Source organism: Variovorax sp. UC122_21 (genome assembly GCF_044056785.1).
GTDB lineage: Bacteria > Pseudomonadota > Gammaproteobacteria > Burkholderiales > Burkholderiaceae_C > Variovorax.
The window spans coordinates 2085677-2102413 of record NZ_CP172003.1 but is presented as its reverse complement, the minus strand read 5'-3'; the positions used below and the strand labels follow the sequence as shown (position 1 = coordinate 2102413).

Sequence of the window (16737 nt, the reverse complement as noted above, 5' to 3'; positions counted from 1 at the left end):
GGTGAACGGGCTCGATCCGCTGGATCGAATCGGACCTTCGATGGCCGGTTCAGGCGTCCGTGGCTCCGGCATGGAGTCCCCGCAACACCTCGAGAAACAGTTTCGCGCGTTGTGTGAGTGGACGAGAGGCTTCGGTGATCGCGCAGATCGTGTTCTCGAATACGGGCCCCGAGGTCAATGCGACGAGCGAATGTCGCTTCGCCACCAGCTTCGCGTAGTGTTCGGGAAGCAACCCGGCATAGTTGCCCGTCGCCACCAACACGCCGATAGCCTCCAGTCCACCGACGTCGGGCCCGCGCTCGAAGCCATGCTCCGCAATGGCCTGCTCCACGAAGGGATGGGGGCGGTACACGAGCGGGAGCAGGCGCCTGCGTCCCCGTGCGCCTTCCTTGCTGACATAGACGCGGTGCACCTCGACGAAAAGCTTCTGGTAGTCGAACACCCGGTCCTTCTTGTACATGCCCCGGATCGCCACTTCGACCCGTCGCTCTCGCAAGGCATCGTTCAACTGGGCGAAGTTCATTACCGTCAGCTCCGGCTGGACGCCCGACGCGCGTCGTCGCAGCGTGGCCAGTGCTTCGGGGATGCGGCAGTGATCGTGAGTGATGACGTGCTCGGTCATTCCGATCGACAAGGTACCTGACAGCACGCCCCTCACCGCGTCGATCTCGGGGCGGATGCGCTCCAGCGACTTGAGCGCGTTGGAGGCGAGATCCACCGCCACGATCCCGGCTGCGCTGAGTTTGAAGCCGCCTGGCCCGCGCTCGCAAAGCCGCACGCCCAAGCGCTCCTCGACCTCGCGGACGTGGCGACTGATCGAGGCCTTCGACAGATTCAGCCGGTGTTCGGCGGCAGCAAAGCCGCCTGCCTCCGCCACGGCGCAAAAGATGCGCAGCGAGCGCAGATCTCGTTCATTGAAGTCAAGGTAGGGCATTCAGAAAGTATCACTTTCCGGAACCATCACGTCAAAAGAATCGTTTTTCTAACGACAGGCCGATGACTAGAGTCCCGCCCATTCCCACCTCGCCCGAGGCAAAACCATGATGAACACCTGTAGACGCACCGAGAGGGAAACCTCGTTCGCGGCATCCATTGCCGCTGATTCCTCGCCGCGGATCGACTCGACCGCCAAGCCGCTCATTCGCTTCGAAGGCGTGGAGAAGCGATACGGGACGTCGGTGGTACTGGACGACCTGAATCTGGACGTTCACGAGGGTGAAAAGCTGTCGCTGATCGGCCCCAGCGGTTCGGGCAAGACGACGATCCTGCGCATCTTGATGACGCTCGAGAAGATCGAAGGCGGCCATGTCTGGATCGACGGCGCGCCGCTGTGGCACATGCCGAGGAACGGCCAGCTCGTCCCTGCCGATGAGCGGCACCTCGGGCGCATGCGCGCGTCGATCGGGATGGTCTTTCAGCACTTCAACCTGTTCCCGCACATGACCGCGGGACAGAACGTCTCCCGGCCTCAACAGATTGTGAAAGGCCTGGACAAGACGAGCGCGGATCGAGTGGCTCGGGAGCTTCTCGATCGGGTGGGCCTCGCAGCCAAGGCCGACAGCTATCCGTCCATGCTCTCGGGCGGTCAGAAGCAGCGGGTCGCGATCGCGCGCGCACTCGCCATGGAGCCGCGAATCATGCTGTTCGACGAGGTGACGTCGGCACTCGATCCGGAGGTGGTGGACGAAGTCCTGCAGGTGCTCCGGAACATTTCATCGGAAAGCCGCATGACGATGCTCATGGTGACCCATGAAATGAACTTCGCGCGGGAGTTCTCCGACCGCGTCCTCTTCTCGATGGCGGAAGGATCGTCGAGCAGGGTCCTCCGGACCAACTCTTCCACGCGCCCCGCGAACCCCGTACCAAGTCCTTTCTCAAGAAGATCGCAGCCGCCGGACAGCGTGTCGACTAATTTTCATGGAGTTGCTCAAATGCTGAAGTTCATTGCTCTTGCGCTCACGGCGCTCGTCTCCTTCTCGCCGTCGTGGGTGACGGCACAGGCACAGCCCAAGGTGAAGGAAAAGGTCGTCGTGGGCCTTGCCCACGAACCGCCGTACACCAACTTTCAAGCTGGCGGAACACTCAGTGGCGCAGCACCCGATCTCCTCTTTCGAATCATGAAAGATTTCGGCGTGAAGGAGCTCGACCCGAAGGTCCTGGAATTCGGCGCGATGATTCCGAGTCTGCAGGCCGGCCGCGTGGACGTCATCTCCACTGGCTTGTACATCAATCCGATGCGATGCAAGGCGGTGTTGTTCTCCGAGCCTGATCTATGCACGGCCGAGGGATTCATCGTGCCGAAGGGAAATCCGAAGGCTCTCAACTCGTTTTCGGATGTGGCGGCCAACGACAACATTCGCTATGGAGTCTGCGGAGGTTGCTCCGCCGAGAAGCGCGCCACCGAACTCGGCGTTCCGAGAAGCCGCATCACGATCGCGCCCGATCATCAAAGCGGAATCAAGATGCTCCTGGACGGTCGGATCGATGTCTACGCCGCGCCCGACCTGGCACTGCGTTCCGCTGCCGAGGCCATGGGCGTGACAGACCGATTCGAGGTCCGGCCGGTTGCAGGCGAACCGGCCAAGTGCTCGGGCATCGCGTTCAGAAACGATCAGCGGGAACTGCGTGATCTGGTGGATAGGAAGCTGGAGGCGCTCAAGCAGTCTGGCGAGTACGACAAGATCGTTTCGAAGTACGGGTTCGATCCGAAGCTGGCCAGGATGGCCAAGCGCGCGGACCTGTGTGGCGGGGCCAACTAGGGAGCTGGCGGCATGGAGCCACAAAGCGCCATCGATATCGTTGGGAAGTTCGCGCAAGCGACCTTCGTGACTGTCCAGATCACCTTGGGCGCCGGCCTCGTTGCATGGCTGGTGGCGTTCGCCGCAGGGTTGTGCAAGCTCTCGGAATCTCGCCTCGTCAATTGGCCGGTCACGGCTATCGTGGAAGCGGTGCGTGGCACCTCGTGCTATGTGCAACTGTTCTGGCTGTATTTCGTCTTGCCTTTCATGGGAGTCGAGATCGGCGCGATGACCGTCGCCATACTGGCCATCGGCTTGAACGTCGGCTGCTACGGTTCCGAGGTGGTGAGGAGCTCCATCCTGGCCGTGCCCCGCGGGCTGCGGGAGGCGGCGCGGGCGCTGAACATGAGCCGCACGCAGACGATGGTGAACGTCGTTCTGCCCGACGCGTTTCCGCGAATGCTTCCTCCCATGTGCAACCTCATGGTCGATCTCTTGAAGATCACGCCGCTGGTTTCGCTCGTGACCATCGCCGACCTCACCTTCCTGGGACAGATCTACCGGCAGGAAACCGGAAGCCCGCTCCAGGCCTTCGGCATTCTCCTGGTCATCTACTTCTTGCTGTCGTCCTTGATCATCCACGGCTTCAGACGCGCCGAGATCTGGGCCAGCAAGGGCTTCGAAGGGACGCGCGGATGATGCTCTGGGATCCACAAACCGCCGCCGAGGTGGTGCCGAGGCTTCTGCGGGGTCTTGCCGTGACGGGACAGGTGACCTTCCTGGCCACGATCCTGGCGCTGTGCGTGGGCCTTGCCTTGGCGGTTGCCTCGCGCATGCCTTCTTATCCCGTGCGCAAACTCGCTCATGGGTTCATGGAAGCCACGCGACGTACGCCGCTGTTGATTCAACTCTTCTTTGCGTTCTATGTACTGCCTGAAGTCGGACTCCGCCTCGATGCAGTCGTTTGCGGCGTGCTCGTTCTCGGCCTGCACGTCGGCTGCTACATGGCGGAGGTCTACCGGGCTGGAATCGACGGGGTGAGCCGCGGGCAATGGGAGGCGGCCCGGGCTCTCAACTACCCGATGTACCGGCAGTGGACGGAAGTGGTCTTGCCGCAAGCCATACCGCCGATGATTCCCGCCTTGGGAAATTATCTGATCCTGATGTTCAAGGAAAGCGCCTTGCTCTCGGCAATCGCCGTGCTCGATCTGATGGGGGGAGGCACGTGTCTTCTCGAACGAGAGTTATCGCTACGTCGAACCGATGACATTGGTCGGCGTCTTCTATCTCGCGATCAGCATCTCGAGCGCGATTGCGATTCGGTACCTCGAGTACAGGATATCCCCGTCAAGAAAACTCTCCTGACAAGGAGCGACTCATGTTTGATTCCTACAGCCACGCCCATGAACTCCTGGCGCACGCGGGCGTCGTCGAGACCCACTACCATGTCGGCCCCGAGCTCGTTGCCCGTCGTTACGACGTCCAATCGCTTGCAGAGGCTGCTCGTCCGTTCGGCGCCGTACTGGTACTGAAGAACCACACCTTCTCCACCACGCCACTGGCGTCACTCGCACGCGCTCGCCATGGAGTGAGGTTCTACGGTGGCGTTGTTCTCAACAGCTACGTCGGAGGACTCAACCCGGCCGCCATATCAGGGGCGGTTTCAGGCAACAAGGCGGAGGTCCGGAACGCGCAGCCGGACAACGCACCGATCGTCGTGTGGATGCCGACCGTGGACTCCGTCTCCCACGTCAAGACCCACGGCTTCGGATTCGATCCGAATTGGTCGGGCTGCTGCGGGTCACAGCCCTCCGCGCTCTCGACGGATGATCTTGGCGGACGTGAACTCGTCGTTGCGTTCACCGAAGACCTGCGTCCCACACCCGGGCTCCTGGCGGTGCTGGGCACCATTGCCCGGCACGGCTGCGTGCTGGCGACGGGTCATCTTTGCGCGGCGGAGATCATGGAGCTGGTGCCGCTGGCCATTTCATTGGGTGTCAAGAAGATCATCGTCACGCACCCGCACTATCCGGCCGTTGGCCTGACGGACGAGCAACTCTGCTCGCTCGTTCAGTACGACGGGGTCTACGTGGAGCATTGTTTTGCCATCCACACACAAGACGGGGTGGACCTGAACAGGTTTGCCGATTCGATCCGTGCCACCGGTCCAGGCAGGGTGCTGCTTTCCACGGATTTCGGACAGGTGAACAGCGACGCATTTCCAGCCGGCACCGTGATCTACGCCTTGGAGCTCGGAAAGCTCTTGCGCGATTCCATGAGCCTCTCGGATTTCATGTCGATGTTCTCCTCGAACGGTCACGCCGCATTGGGCATTTCCTCGTTCGCCGCTTGACGATCGAGCAAACCCGGACCGAGTTTTCCGGCCGTCGTCAGGTGGACGCCAGATGTCCAGACGGTCTCGCGCAGGCGCCGTCCGACGGCTTTTCGGGACATGCGCCTGCGCCGTTGCATCCCCCCAAACCCGCTCGACGTTCCGCGGAAAAAACGCCGCACGTTACGTAACGCGCGGCGAAATGCGGTGTTACGGATGTTCCCGCCGCGTGTTACCCCAAAAGAAAAAAGCCTTTTGAATCAACGAGATAAGGCGGTCGCGGTGCCGTAACAGAGGCCCGCCATGGCGGCGGCGCGGAGGCGGCACGCATGTTGCCCCTGTAGGCCATATCTTTGTCACAGAGGCCGCCATGACTACAACAGAATCATCGACTCCGACGCCCCTCGGCACCACCGCAAACGGTGGGGCGCCCGTGGTGCTCGCTCAAGCCACCGCCTCGCCGATCGCCCCGATGGGCGCGACCGCGGCGGTGCCGCCCTCGGCGCCCGCCAGCATCGGATCGCTATCGAATGCGACGCCCGGCACGACCGTGGTACGCGACGGTGTGAGCATCCCGGTGAACGGCAACCAGTCGCTGATCGCCGGCGACCGCGTGATCGTTCCCGATGGCGGCCAGGCCAATGTGCTGTTCCCCGGCTCGGCCACCAACAAGGCGCCGCTGGCCGGCGTCTTCGCGGGCGGCACCGATGCCACCGTGACGTCGACCAAGCTCCCGGGCGGCCTCGAGCAGGTGAATGTCGACGTGGCCTCGGGCGACCTCGCGGTCACCCCGCCCGATGCCGACGCCGATGCGGCGGCGCTGGCCGTCACCAAGAAGCTCGCCACCGGCGGTGGCCTCGGCATCGGCGAGTTCGCACTCGGCGCGCTGGGCGGCATCGCGCTGGCCGCGGCCCTGGGTGGCGGCGGCGGCGATTCGAGCGTTCCCTTCTTCATTCCCGGTGTCGGCGATTCCGACGCGGATGCCGACGCGGACGCGGATGCGGATGCCGATGCGGACGGTGATGCCGATGCGGACGCCGATGCGGACGCGGACGCGGACGCGGACGCGGATGCAGATGCAGATGCAGATGCAGATGCAGATGCCGACGCGGATGCAGACGCCGATGCCGATGCGGATGCCGACGCAGATGCCGACGCTGACGCCGATGCGGACGCCGATGCCGACCACCTGCTGGATCCGGGCGACAGCGCCGTCGGCCATGTGGTCGATGCCGTGGACAACACCCTGGGCCTGGGCGGCGCGCTGCAGACCGTGAAGCCCATCGTCAACAGCGTCACCGACGTGATCGACGACGTGCTCGCGCCGATCGCCGGCAACGAGTTCACGCCCAACGATCCCAACGAATTCGATCCCGTGGACAACGTGGTCGACCATGTCACGACCAATCTCGGCGGCGTGCTGTCGCCCGTGGTCGACGGCCTGCTGGGCGGCGGCACCACCGGCGCGATCATCGACACGGTCAACGCCCAGGTCGATTACCTGACCGACGCACTGAACAACATCCTCGAGAACGTGCTGGGCAGCGACGGCCTGCTGGGCGGCGTGACCACCGGCCTGGGCGTCGATGGCCTGGTCGATGGCCTGCTGGGCGACGACGGCGTGGTCGGCCAGGTGCTCGACGGCCTGCTCGGCGAACACAGCCTGCTGGGCGGCCTGCTCGGCGAGGACGGTCTGGTCGGCGGCCTGCTGGGCGACGACGGCCTGCTCGGCGGCGTGATCGGCGAAGGCACCGCGGTCGGCAGCCTGCTCGACACCCTGCTCGGTGACGGTGGCCTGCTCGGCGGCCTGGGCGGCGAGGACGGCCTGCTCGGCGGCCTGCTGGGCCCGGCGCTCGGCGAAGACGGCCTGCTCGGTGGCCTGCTGGGCGACGACGGCGCCATCGGCGGCCTGCTCGGTGAAGACGGTCTCGTGGGCGGCCTGCTCGGCGACGACGGCCTGCTGGGCAACCTGCTCGGCAGCGAGGGCCTGAGCGGCGGCCTGCTCGGACCCGATGGTCTGGTCGGCAGCCTGCTGGGCCCGGATGGCGTGGTCGGCAACCTGCTGGCCGACGGCCCGCTCGGTGGCCTGCTCGGCGGTGAAGACGGCCTGCTCGGCGGCGTGCTCGGTGACGACGGCCTCGTCGGCGGTCTGCTCGGCGAGGACGGACTGCTGGGTGGCGTGCTCGGCGAAGACGGCATCCTCGGTGCCGGCGGTCCCCTGGGCGGCCTGCTGAGCGACGATGGTCTGCTCGGTGGCCTGCTGGGCGATGAGGGCTTGGTCGGCGGCCTGCTCGGTGACGACGGCCTGCTCGGCGGCGTGCTGGCCGACGACGGACTGCTCGGTGGCCTGATCGGCGGCGACGGCCTCGTGGGCGGTCTGCTCGGCGACGACGGCCTGGTCGGTGGCCTGCTGGGCGACGATGGCCTGGTGGGTGGCCTGCTCGGCGAAGGCGGCATCCTCGGCGGCGTGCTCGGCGAAGACGGTCTGGTCCCGAGCCTGCTCGGCGACGACGGCCTGGTCGGCGGCCTGCTGGGTGGCGACGGCCTCGTGGGCGGCCTGCTCGGCGAAGACGGACTGGTCGGTGGCTTGCTGGGCGGCCTGCTCGACGGCATCGGCGGCGGCGGCGGCGGCACGGGTGCGCAACTGCTCGACCCGACCGACAGCATCGTCGGTGGCCTGGTCGAAGGCCTCAACGACGGCCTGCTCGGCGAGCTCGGCCTGGGCGACGTGCTCGCTCCGGTGGTCGGCCTGACCGACAGCCTGACCGACACCGTGAGCGGCCTGCTGGGCCCGGTGCTCGGCGACAGCTTCACGCCGAACGACCCGAACGTGCTGGATCCGGTGGACGACCTCGTGGGTCAGGTCACCGACGGCGTGGGCGGCCTGCTGAGCCCGCTGACCGACCAGCTGCTGGGGGCGGGAACCACCGACGCGCTGCTGGGCGCGGTGGGCACGCAGGTCGACTTCCTGACCGATGGCGTGGCGAATCTGATCGGCGGCGATGGCCTGCTGGGTGGCGTGCTGGGTGACGACGGCCTGCTGGGCGGCGTGCTCGGCGGCGACGGTGGTCTGCTCGGCGGTGTCTTGGGCGACGACGGTCTGCTGGGCGGTCTGCTTGGCGGCGACGGCGGCCTCCTCGGTGGCGTGCTGGGTGACGACGGTCTGCTGGGCGGTCTGCTCGGCGGCGACGGTGGTCTCCTCGGTGGCGTGCTGGGTGATGACGGCCTGCTGGGCGGTCTGCTCGGCGGTGACGGTGGTCTTCTGGGCGGCGTGCTGGGTGACGACGGCCTGCTGGGCGGTTTGCTTGGCGGCGACGGCGGCCTGCTCGGCGGCGTCCTTGGCGATGACGGCCTCCTCGGCGGTCTGCTGGGTGGCGACGGCGGCCTCCTGGGTGGTGTCCTTGGTGACGACGGCCTGCTGGGTGGTCTGCTCGGCGGCGACGGTGGCCTTCTGGGCGGTGTCCTTGGAGACGACGGCCTGCTGGGCGGTGTGCTCGGCGGCGACGGCGGCCTCCTGGGTGGCGTGCTCGGCGATGACGGCCTGCTCGGCGGCATCCTCGGTGACGATGGCCTCCTGGGCGGCGTCCTCGGTGGCGAAGGCGGCCTGCTTGGCGGCGTCCTCGGCGACGACGGCCTTCTCGGCGGTCTGCTGGGTGGCCTGCTCGGTGGTGGTGCCGATGCCGGCGCCTCGGCCAGCCTGATGGTCGCGGCCGATGCGCCTGCCGGCGGCGGCCTGTTCGGCGGTCTGTTGGGTGGCGAAGGCGGTCTGCTCGGCGGCCTCCTCGGCGACGACGGCCTGCTCGGCGGTGCGCTCGGCGGCAACGGCGGCTTCCTGTTCGGCAGCGGCGGCCTCCTGGGTGACGATGGCCTTCTGGGCGGCGTGCTCGGCGGCGGCGAAGGCGGCCTGCTCGGCAGCATCCTGGGCGACGACGGCCTGCTGGGCGGCGTGCTCGGTGGCGAAGGCGGCCTGCTCGGCGGCATCCTGGGTGACGACGGCCTCGTGGGCGGCGTGCTCGGTGGCGAAGGCGGTCTGCTCGGCGGCATCCTGGGCGACGATGGCCTCGTGGGCGGCGTACTCGGCGGCGAAGGCGGCCTGCTCGGCGGCATCCTGGGCGACGATGGCCTGCTGGGTGGCGTGCTCGGCGGCGAAGGTGGCCTGCTCGGCGGCATCCTGGGCGACGACGGCCTGCTGGGCGGCGTGCTCGGCGGTGACGGCGGCCTGCTCGGCGGCGTGCTGGGCGATGACGGCCTGCTGGGCGGCGTGCTCGGCGGTGACGGCGGTCTGCTCGGCGGCGTGCTGGGCGATGACGGCCTGCTGGGTGGCGTGCTCGGCGGCGGCGAAGGCGGCCTGGTCGGTGGGCTGCTCGGCAGCGACGGCCTCGTCGGTGGCCTGCTCGGCAACGATGGCCTGGTCGGCAACCTCCTGGGCAACGACGGCCTGGTGGGCGGCCTGCTCGGCAACGACGGCCTCGTCGGCAGCCTGCTCGGCGCGCTGGGTGGCGACGGCCCGGTGGCCAACATCCTGCAGCCGGTGACCGAGATCGCCAGCGGCCTGAGCGACACCCTCGCTCCGGTGGTGGACACCCTGACCAGCGCCGGTTCCGGTGCCCTGGCTCCGGTGACCGACATCCTGGCCGGCGCGACCGCGGCGGCGGCGCCGGTGGTCGAGACCGTGTCCAACGTGGTCGAGAACGTCGATCACTCGGTGGGCTCGGTGGTCACCGACGTGGTGACCCCGATCACCAGCCAGGTCGAACACACGGTGGGCAACGTGGTGACCCCGGTCGCCAACATCCTGCACGGCCTGCTGGGCTGATCGAACACCGCGGCTTGCGCCGCGGACTCGACGAAGAAGAGCGGGCCGGCGACGGCCCGCTTTTTTTCATGGTGCCGGCGCCGCTCAGCGCAGCGACCGGTCGTCCCTCACGGCCTCGAACCCGCCCCGCAGGAACTTCGCGAGCCGCTCGATGATGTAGTGCGTGTCGGGGCTGTCGGGCCGCTCCTTCGCGAGGGTCCGGATGCGCCCCGTCGGCGAGATCGCGGCGACCATCGAGCCGACCGCGAACAGGTAGCACCACGCGAGCGTGTGGGGATCCATCTCGGGCAGCACGGTCGCGAGCACCCGGATCGTCTGCCGCGCGATCGGGTCCGCATACTCGCGCGACGCCTGCCGCGCATGAGGCTGCGGGTCGTTGATGATCTGCCCGATCAGCTGCGCGTACTGGGGACCGCCGCGCGCCGTGTCCCGCGAGAACAGCACCGTCGGTTCGACGAAGGCACGCAGCACGTCCTCGAGCGAGGGCTTCGCCGCGCCGGACTCCGGATGCTCGAGCCGATCGAGCCGCGCGAGCCGCTCGTGATTGATCACCGAGATGCGCCGGCCGAGCACGGCGCCGAACAGGTCTTCCTTCGTCTTGTAGTGGTACTGCACCAGCGAGACCACGATGCCCGCGGCATCGGCGATCTGCCGCAGGGAGACGCCGTGGTAGCCCTTGGCGGCGAACAGTTCCTCCGCCGCATTGAGGATCTTCTCGGGCGCGTCACTGCGGCTCATCGGCTCGTCTCCAGGGTGTTTCGGGCATCCGTCCTACTTTATCCGACGCGGCGGCGGGCCCTCCCAGTCCGCACAAGGGTTTGCCCCATGCGTGCCGCTCTTTATGAATTAGTACAGTTGACCAATTCAGGAAGGACCATGCACGACATCAACGAAACGCATCGCGCCGATCTGCGCAGCTGGGTAGCGCGATCGGCGCCCGGAGACACCGACTTCCCCTTGCAGAACCTGCCGTTCGGCTGCTTCTCGACGGCCGACAATGAGCGTCCCCGCCTGGGCGTGGCCATCGGGGAGCAGGTGCTCGATCTAAGACAACTGTCCAACACCGGTCTGATCGACGGACTCGGCACGAGGATGGCCGAGGCCTGCCGCGCGGACTCGCTCCTTGCCCTGATGGCCGCGCCCGCGGCCGATGCGTCGGCGCTCCGGCTTGCCCTGTCCAGGCTGCTGCGCGAAGGCGCGGCGGACACCGCGCGTACCGCGGCCTGCCTGGTGGCGGCATCGTCCGCGCGGATGCGGCTGCCGGTTCGGGTGCGGAATTTCTCCGACTTCTTCACCTCGATCCACCACGCGACGAACACCGGACGCATGAGCCGGCCGCTCGAGCCGCTGCTGTCCAACTTCCATTCGCTGCCCGTTGCCTACCATGGCCGCGCATCGAGCCTGGCGATCAGCGGAACCCCGTTTCCCAGGCCGATGGGCCAGCAGGTCCCGCCGGGACAGGCGCTGCCCATCCACGCGCCATCGGGCAAGGTCGACTTCGAGTGCGAGATCGGCGCCTATGTCGGCCAAGGCAACGCACTGGGCCGCCCGCTCTCGATCGACCGGGCCGCGGACGCCCTCTTCGGCCTGAGCCTGCTCAACGACTGGTCCGCGCGCGACCTGCAGGCCTGGGAGTCACGGCCGCTGGGGCCGTTCCTCGCGAAGAGCACGCTGAGCACCCTGTCGCCCTGGGTCGTGAGCCTCGAGGCGCTGGCGCCGTTCCGCACGCCGGCCGCGCCGCGCGCCTGCGACGCGGGTCCCGTGCTGCCCTATCTGCTGTCGGAGCGCGACCAGCTGCAAGGCGGCCTCGACATCCGCATGCAGGTGCTGCTCTCGACGCGGCGGATGCGCGAAGACGGTCAGGCGCCGGTGCTCGTCTCCTCGCCATGCTTTCGCGACCAGTACTGGACGCTCGCGCAGATGCTGACCCACCAGACCAGCAATGGCTGCGTGGCGGAGACCGGCGACCTGATCGGATCGGGCACCGTGTCGGGCCCCCGTCCCGGCGAGCTGGGCTGCCTGCTCGAGATCACGCAGGGCGGAACGCAACCGCTGGCCCTGCCCAATGGCGAAAGCCGCCGCTACCTCGAGGACGGCGACGAGGTCGTCCTGCGCGCGCGATGCGTGGCCGAAGGCGCGGTGCCGATCGGGTTCGGCGACTGCGCTGGCAGGGTGGTGACGCCGGGCTGAACGCCGGTGTCGTTCTTCGCGCTTCACTTCACGAGGTCATCACGCATGAAATCCGGACGTTCCACCGCCTTGCTGGCGCTCCTTTGCACCCTGCCGTGGGCCCCCGCCGGGGCCCAGTCGCCGAACTTCCCTTCGCGCGCGGTCGAGGTGGTCGTGCCCTATGCCGCCGGCGGCGCCGTCGATGCCATGGCGAGGGCTTTCGCGGCCGAAGCGGCCCGGGACACCTCGCAGCCCTGGGTCGTGGGCACGCGCGAGGGCGCGGGCGGCGTCGTCGGCTTCGCCTACCTGTCGCGGGCGAACCCCGATGGCTACACCGTCGCCTTCTCCCCCGCCTCGCCGATGACCAACTCGCCCTTCCTCAACGCGAAGATGCCCTTCAGGAACAGCCAGATCGAACCGGTCTGCCAGGTGTTCGAGAACGTCTTCGCCATCGCGGTGCCGAAGAACTCGCCGATCCGGTCCTTCGCCGAACTGGCCGACGCAGCGCGCGCCAGGCCCGGTGGCCTGTCCTATGGCCACGCGGGCCTGGGCAGCGTGCCGCACCTGTCGATGGCCGCGGTCGAGCGCTCGCTCGGCCTTCGCTTCAATGCCGTGGCCTACCGGGGCGACGCTCCGCTGCTGAACGATGCGCTCGCGGGCACGGTGGATTTCAGCGCGCCCGCGATCGCTTCGCTGGCCGGGAAGAACCTGCGCGTACTGGCCGTGCTCTCCGACCGCCGGCATCCGGCCTATCCCGAGGTTCCGGCGATCCCGGAGCTGGGCGGGCCGCCGGCCATCACGCCGGGGCTCAACGGCCTGTTCGTGCCGAGCGGCACGCCCGCGCCGGTGATCGCGCGGCTGGAGCGCCTGTGCGAGCAGGTCGCCGGCTCGGCCGGATTCGTCGGCAGCGCGAGGATGCTGTCCCAGGTGCCCCGCTACCTGGGCGCACCGGCCTTCAAGGCGCGCATCGAAGAGACCTACCGGGCCAATGCCGCCCTGGTTCCCGAACTGAAGATCGAGAAGAACTGAACCACCATGTCGCACGCTTCACCACCGATCCGCCGCATCGTCACGGGCTTCGACCCGCAGGGACGCTCCGTCATCGCCGCCGATGGCGCGTCGCCCGCGCAGAAGACCGTGCCGGAGCGCCCCGGCTACCGGATCACCAACCTCTGGCGCACGAAGCCGGGCGACGATTTCGGCGTTCCCGATTCGATCGTCGGCCACCAGGGCGTGCTGCCGCCGCACGGCGGCACCGTGTTCCGGATCATCGAATGGCCGGCCGAGCCGCAGGACCCCGAGGAGCTGCGCCGCCTCATGGACGCCACCTTCCGCTCGATGTATCCCGATGCCCACCGCGACGTGCAGCAAGGACAGCATCCCGGCATGCACCAGACCGACACGGTCGACTACGCCCTGGTGCTCGAGGGCGAGGTCGTCGCCATCATGGAACAGGGCGAAACCGTGATGCGGCAGGGTGACGTGCTGATCCAGCGCGGCACCGCGCATTCCTGGGCCAACCGTTCGGGCAAGCCGGCCAAGGTGGCCTTCGTGCTGGTGGATGCGACCCCGAGCCCGCGCTAGCCGCCGCTTCAGCGCTCAGGCGCTCAGGCGCTCAGGCGCTCCCGCGCTCGATCAGCTCGAAACCCAGATCGCGCTTGCGCGCCGCCGGCGTCTCGCTGCGCAGCCGCTGCACCAGCATGCGCGCGGCCTCCTCGCCCATGCGCACGGTCGGCACCGCGATGGTCGTGAGGCCGGGGTTGAGCTCGCGCGCGATCTCGTAGTCGCCGAAGCCCATGATCGCGAGCTGCTTCGGCACCGCGATGCCCAGCCGCTGGCAGGCCAGCAGCGCGCCCGAGGCCAGCAGGTCGCTCGAGAACAGCAGCAGGTCGCTGTCGGGGAAACGCGCGCGCGCGGCCTCGAGCAGGGTGCTGCCGCTGCCCATGGTGTAGGGCAGGTTCTCCACCACCAGGCTGCGCGGCGCCTGGCCGGGATAGTGGCGCGCCATGCCGGTGGTGTAGCCGTCCAGGCGCTCGCGCGCGCGGTCGTCGCCGGGGCGCGCGGGCGCCCACGAAGGTGGGATGGCGGTAGCCGCGGCGCTGCGCATAGGCCACGGCCGCGGCCAGCGCCTCCTGGTTCGAGAAGCCGACGAGCTGGTCGATCGGCTTGCGCGTCCAGGCCCAGCTCTCGACCACGGGAATGGCGGCGCGCGCGAGCATCTCGCGCACCGCGTCGGTGTGGCGCGTACCGACGAGGAAGAAGGCGTCGGGGCGGCGGCCCAGCAGGCTGCGCACCACGGCCTCCTCGCGCTCGTGGCTGTAGTCGGTGTGGCCGATGATCACCTGGTAGCCGGCCTGCAGCAGCACGTTCGACAGGCCCTGCAGCGTCTCGGCGAAGACCGAGGCCGCGATCTGCGGGATCACGGCGGCCACCGTCATGCTGCGGTTCGAGGCCAGGTGGCTGGCCGCGAGGTTCTGCACGTAGCGGGTGCTGCGGATCGCCGCCTCCACGCGCTCGCGCGTCTGCGGCGTGCAGCCCTCGGGGTCGCGCAGCACGCGCGACACGGTCTGTGCCGACACGCCCGCCACCTGGGCCACGTCGGCCATGGTGACGGAGTTGGTGCCGAAGCGGCGGCGGCCCTGTCTTTTTTCGGGTTCTGTCATGGGTGGCCCGGATTCTGCCGCCAAGCGCGCCCGGCCACCGCCGCGCTCAAAGCCGCCCGCGCGCGGCGAGGTTGCGCATCAGCGCGCCGATGCCGAAGGTCCATGGCGCAATGCGGTCGCTGCGGCCGACGCGGTTGAACAGCGTGCCCAGCCGCTCGGCGCGGATCGCCACGCGGTCGCCCTCGTGGTGGGTGAAGCCGGCGCCGGGCGCGTCACGGTCCTGGATCGGCGCGAACATGGTGCCGCAGAACAGCAGGATGCCGTCGGGGTACTGGTGGTGCGCGCCCATGGCGTGGCGCACCAGCTCGAGCGGATCGCGGCTGATCTGCGCCATCGAGCTCGAGCCCTCGAGCACGAAGCCGTCCTCGCCCTCCACGCGCAGCTCGACCACGGTGGCGCGCAGGTCGTCGATGCCGTAGTGGGCGTCGAACAGGCGGATGAACGGGCCGATGGCGCACGAGGCGTTGTTGTCCTTGGCCTTGCCCAGCAGCAGCGCGCTGCGGCCTTCGAAGTCGCGCAGGTTGACGTCGTTGCCGAGCGCGGCACCGACGGTCCGGCCGCGGCTGTCGACGGCCAGCACGACCTCGGGCTCGGGGTTGTTCCAGGTCGAGCCCGGATGCAGGCCCACCTGCACGCCGGTGCCCACCGAGGCCAGCGGCGCGGCCTTGGTGAAGACCTCGGCGTCGGGCCCGATGCCGACCTCGAGGTACTGCGACCACAGGCCCTGCGCGAGCAGCACCTGCTTGAGCTGCATCGCCTCGGGCGAGCCCGGCACGATGCCCGAGAGGTCGTCGCCGACCACGGCCACCACCTGGCGGCGCACCGCCTCGGCGCGGCTCGCGTCGCCGCGCGCCTGCTCCTCGATCACGCGCTCGACCATGCTGGCCGCGAAGGTCACGCCGGCCGCCTTCACCACCTGCAGGTCGTTGGGCGCGAGCAGATGGCGCTGCGCGGGGTCGGGGCCGTGCGCGGCGGTGCTCGCGAGCCATTCGGCCAGCGTGCCGAGGGGCACGCCCTCGGCATCGCGCACGGCGGCGGCCGCGTCCTCGCGCTCGAGCAGCGCCGAGACCGTGGGCGCGAGCGTGCCGATGTCGATCAGCTGGCCTGCGCGCACCGTCACCAGCGTCGGGCCGCCCAGCTCGCCGGTCCCGCCCGGAAGCCAGGCGCGGCCCACGAGCAGCGCTTTCTCCGCATCGATGGGCAGCGTGGCCGCGGCATCGACCATGTCGGGGATCGCCTGCATCTCAGCGCCCCTCGAACACGGCCGGACGGCGTGCCTTGAAGGCCGCGCGGCCTTCCTTCGCGTCCTCGGTGGCGAAGCACACGGTCTGCAGGTCGCGTTCGTACTGGATCGCGGTCTCCAGCGGCATCGCATAGGCGGCGCGCAGGTTGGCCTTGGCGGTCTCGACCGCGATCGGCGGGCGGCTCGCGATGGTGGCGGCAATGGCCTGCGCGCGCGCCAGCAGCTCGGCGGCCGGCACCAGTTCGCTCACCAGGCCCCACTGCAGCGCCTGCTGCGCGCTGACGGGGTCGCCGCCCATCAGCATCAGCGCGGTGTTCGAGGCGCCGATGCTGTGCGCGAGCATGTACGACATGCCGCCGCCGCCGATCCAGCCGAGCTTGACCTCGGGCGCGCCGAAGCGTGCATGCTCGGCCGCGATGCGGATATCGCACGACATGGCGGTCTCGAGGCCGCCGCCGAGCGCATAGCCGTTGATGGCGCAGACCACGGGCTTGCGCAGCGCGCGGATCGCGTCGCAGTAGTCGGGCCGGTTACGGAAGGTCCAGGGCGTGTCGTAGCCGTCGAGCTCGGCGATGTCGCTGCCGGCGCAGAAGGCCTTCTCGCCGGCGCCCGTGATGACGACGGCGCGCACGTCGGCGCGCGCGTTGCAGTCCTTCACGTGGGCGACCAGCGCATCGGCCATCTCGGGCGTGACGGCGTTGAGCTTCTCGGGACGGTTGAGGATCAGGGTCGCGACCTGGTCGCGGACCTCGAAGAGGATGTGGTTCATGGCGGAG

The 16737-nt window shown here is 68.6% G+C and carries 12 protein-coding genes and 3 pseudogenes; 9 read left to right on the top strand and 6 right to left on the bottom strand.

Translation table 11 applies throughout. The features are described 5' to 3' along the window. Positions 1-49: 49 nt before the first annotated feature. On the bottom strand, positions 50-934 hold the full coding sequence (locus ACHMXE_RS10740; protein ID WP_395345956.1) for a LysR family transcriptional regulator: 885 nt from the start codon (positions 932-934) through the stop codon (positions 50-52). A gap of 109 nt (positions 935-1043) precedes the next feature. Between ACHMXE_RS10740 and ehuA the strand changes: the two are divergent. From ehuA to ACHMXE_RS10710, 6 genes and pseudogenes are all read left to right on the top strand, one after another. After that, positions 1044-1912: pseudogene (gene ehuA, locus ACHMXE_RS10735) on the top strand (ectoine/hydroxyectoine ABC transporter ATP-binding protein EhuA). Beyond that, positions 1797-2759: an ectoine/hydroxyectoine ABC transporter substrate-binding protein EhuB gene (ehuB, locus tag ACHMXE_RS10730; protein WP_395345955.1), complete on the top strand. Its 963-nt coding sequence runs from the start codon at positions 1797-1799 to the stop codon at positions 2757-2759. The pseudogene ehuA and the gene ehuB overlap by 116 nt, the downstream one beginning before the upstream one ends. 12 nt (positions 2760-2771) lie before the next feature. Then, positions 2772-3437 carry an ectoine/hydroxyectoine ABC transporter permease subunit EhuC gene (gene ehuC, locus ACHMXE_RS10725; protein WP_395345954.1) on the top strand — a complete coding sequence of 222 codons (666 nt, stop codon included), beginning with the start codon at positions 2772-2774 and terminating at the stop codon, positions 3435-3437. Next, positions 3434-3877: pseudogene (locus ACHMXE_RS10720) on the top strand (amino acid ABC transporter permease); the annotation flags it as partial. The gene ehuC and the pseudogene ACHMXE_RS10720, both read left to right, overlap by 4 nt. Positions 3878-4116: 239 nt before the next feature. Continuing rightward, positions 4117-5091 (top strand): DUF6282 family protein, encoded by a 975-nt coding sequence (locus ACHMXE_RS10715; protein WP_395345953.1) that lies wholly within the window; start codon positions 4117-4119, stop codon positions 5089-5091. Positions 5092-5503: 412 nt separating this feature from the next. Next, the gene (locus ACHMXE_RS10710; RefSeq protein WP_395345952.1) at positions 5504-9886 is read left to right on the top strand and encodes a hypothetical protein; all 4383 of its coding nucleotides are present in this window, start codon (positions 5504-5506) and stop codon (positions 9884-9886) included. 84 nt (positions 9887-9970) lie between these two features. Here the strand turns inward: ACHMXE_RS10710 and ACHMXE_RS10705 are convergent, their stop codons facing one another. Then, on the bottom strand, positions 9971-10624 hold the full coding sequence (locus ACHMXE_RS10705) for a TetR/AcrR family transcriptional regulator (protein ID WP_203207520.1): 654 nt from the start codon (positions 10622-10624) through the stop codon (positions 9971-9973). 138 nt (positions 10625-10762) lie between these two features. Here ACHMXE_RS10705 and fahA point away from each other — a divergent pair, with 138 nt between their 5' ends. The 3 genes from fahA to ACHMXE_RS10690 are packed head-to-tail and all read left to right on the top strand — an operon-like array spanning position 10763 to position 13639. Beyond that, positions 10763-12076 carry a fumarylacetoacetase gene (fahA, locus tag ACHMXE_RS10700; RefSeq protein ID WP_395345951.1) on the top strand — a complete coding sequence of 438 codons (1314 nt, stop codon included), beginning with the start codon at positions 10763-10765 and terminating at the stop codon, positions 12074-12076. Positions 12077-12121: 45 nt separating this feature from the next. Beyond that, positions 12122-13084, top strand: a complete 963-nt coding sequence (locus ACHMXE_RS10695; protein WP_395345950.1) for a tripartite tricarboxylate transporter substrate binding protein — start codon at positions 12122-12124, stop codon at positions 13082-13084. Positions 13085-13090: 6 nt separating this feature from the next. Then, the gene (locus tag ACHMXE_RS10690; RefSeq protein ID WP_395345949.1) at positions 13091-13639 is read left to right on the top strand and encodes a cupin domain-containing protein; all 549 of its coding nucleotides are present in this window, start codon (positions 13091-13093) and stop codon (positions 13637-13639) included. 31 nt (positions 13640-13670) lie between these two features. On the opposite strand, the gene ACHMXE_RS10685 is transcribed toward ACHMXE_RS10690, so the two are convergent. The 4 genes and pseudogenes from ACHMXE_RS10685 to ACHMXE_RS10670 form a co-directional block, all read right to left on the bottom strand. Continuing rightward, entirely contained in the window at positions 13671-14063 is a 393-nt protein-coding gene (locus ACHMXE_RS10685) for a substrate-binding domain-containing protein (RefSeq protein WP_395347347.1), read from the bottom strand. 130 nt (positions 14064-14193) lie between these two features. Then, positions 14194-14661: pseudogene (locus ACHMXE_RS10680) on the bottom strand (LacI family DNA-binding transcriptional regulator); the annotation flags it as partial. Positions 14662-14764: 103 nt separating this feature from the next. Then, the gene (locus ACHMXE_RS10675) at positions 14765-15961 is read right to left on the bottom strand and encodes a fumarylacetoacetate hydrolase family protein (protein WP_395345948.1); all 1197 of its coding nucleotides are present in this window, start codon (positions 15959-15961) and stop codon (positions 14765-14767) included. Position 15962: 1 nt separating this feature from the next. Then, complete coding sequence (locus tag ACHMXE_RS10670) at positions 15963-16730, bottom strand: enoyl-CoA hydratase/isomerase family protein (RefSeq protein ID WP_209544269.1); 768 nt, start codon at positions 16728-16730, stop codon at positions 15963-15965. Positions 16731-16737 lie beyond the last annotated feature (7 nt).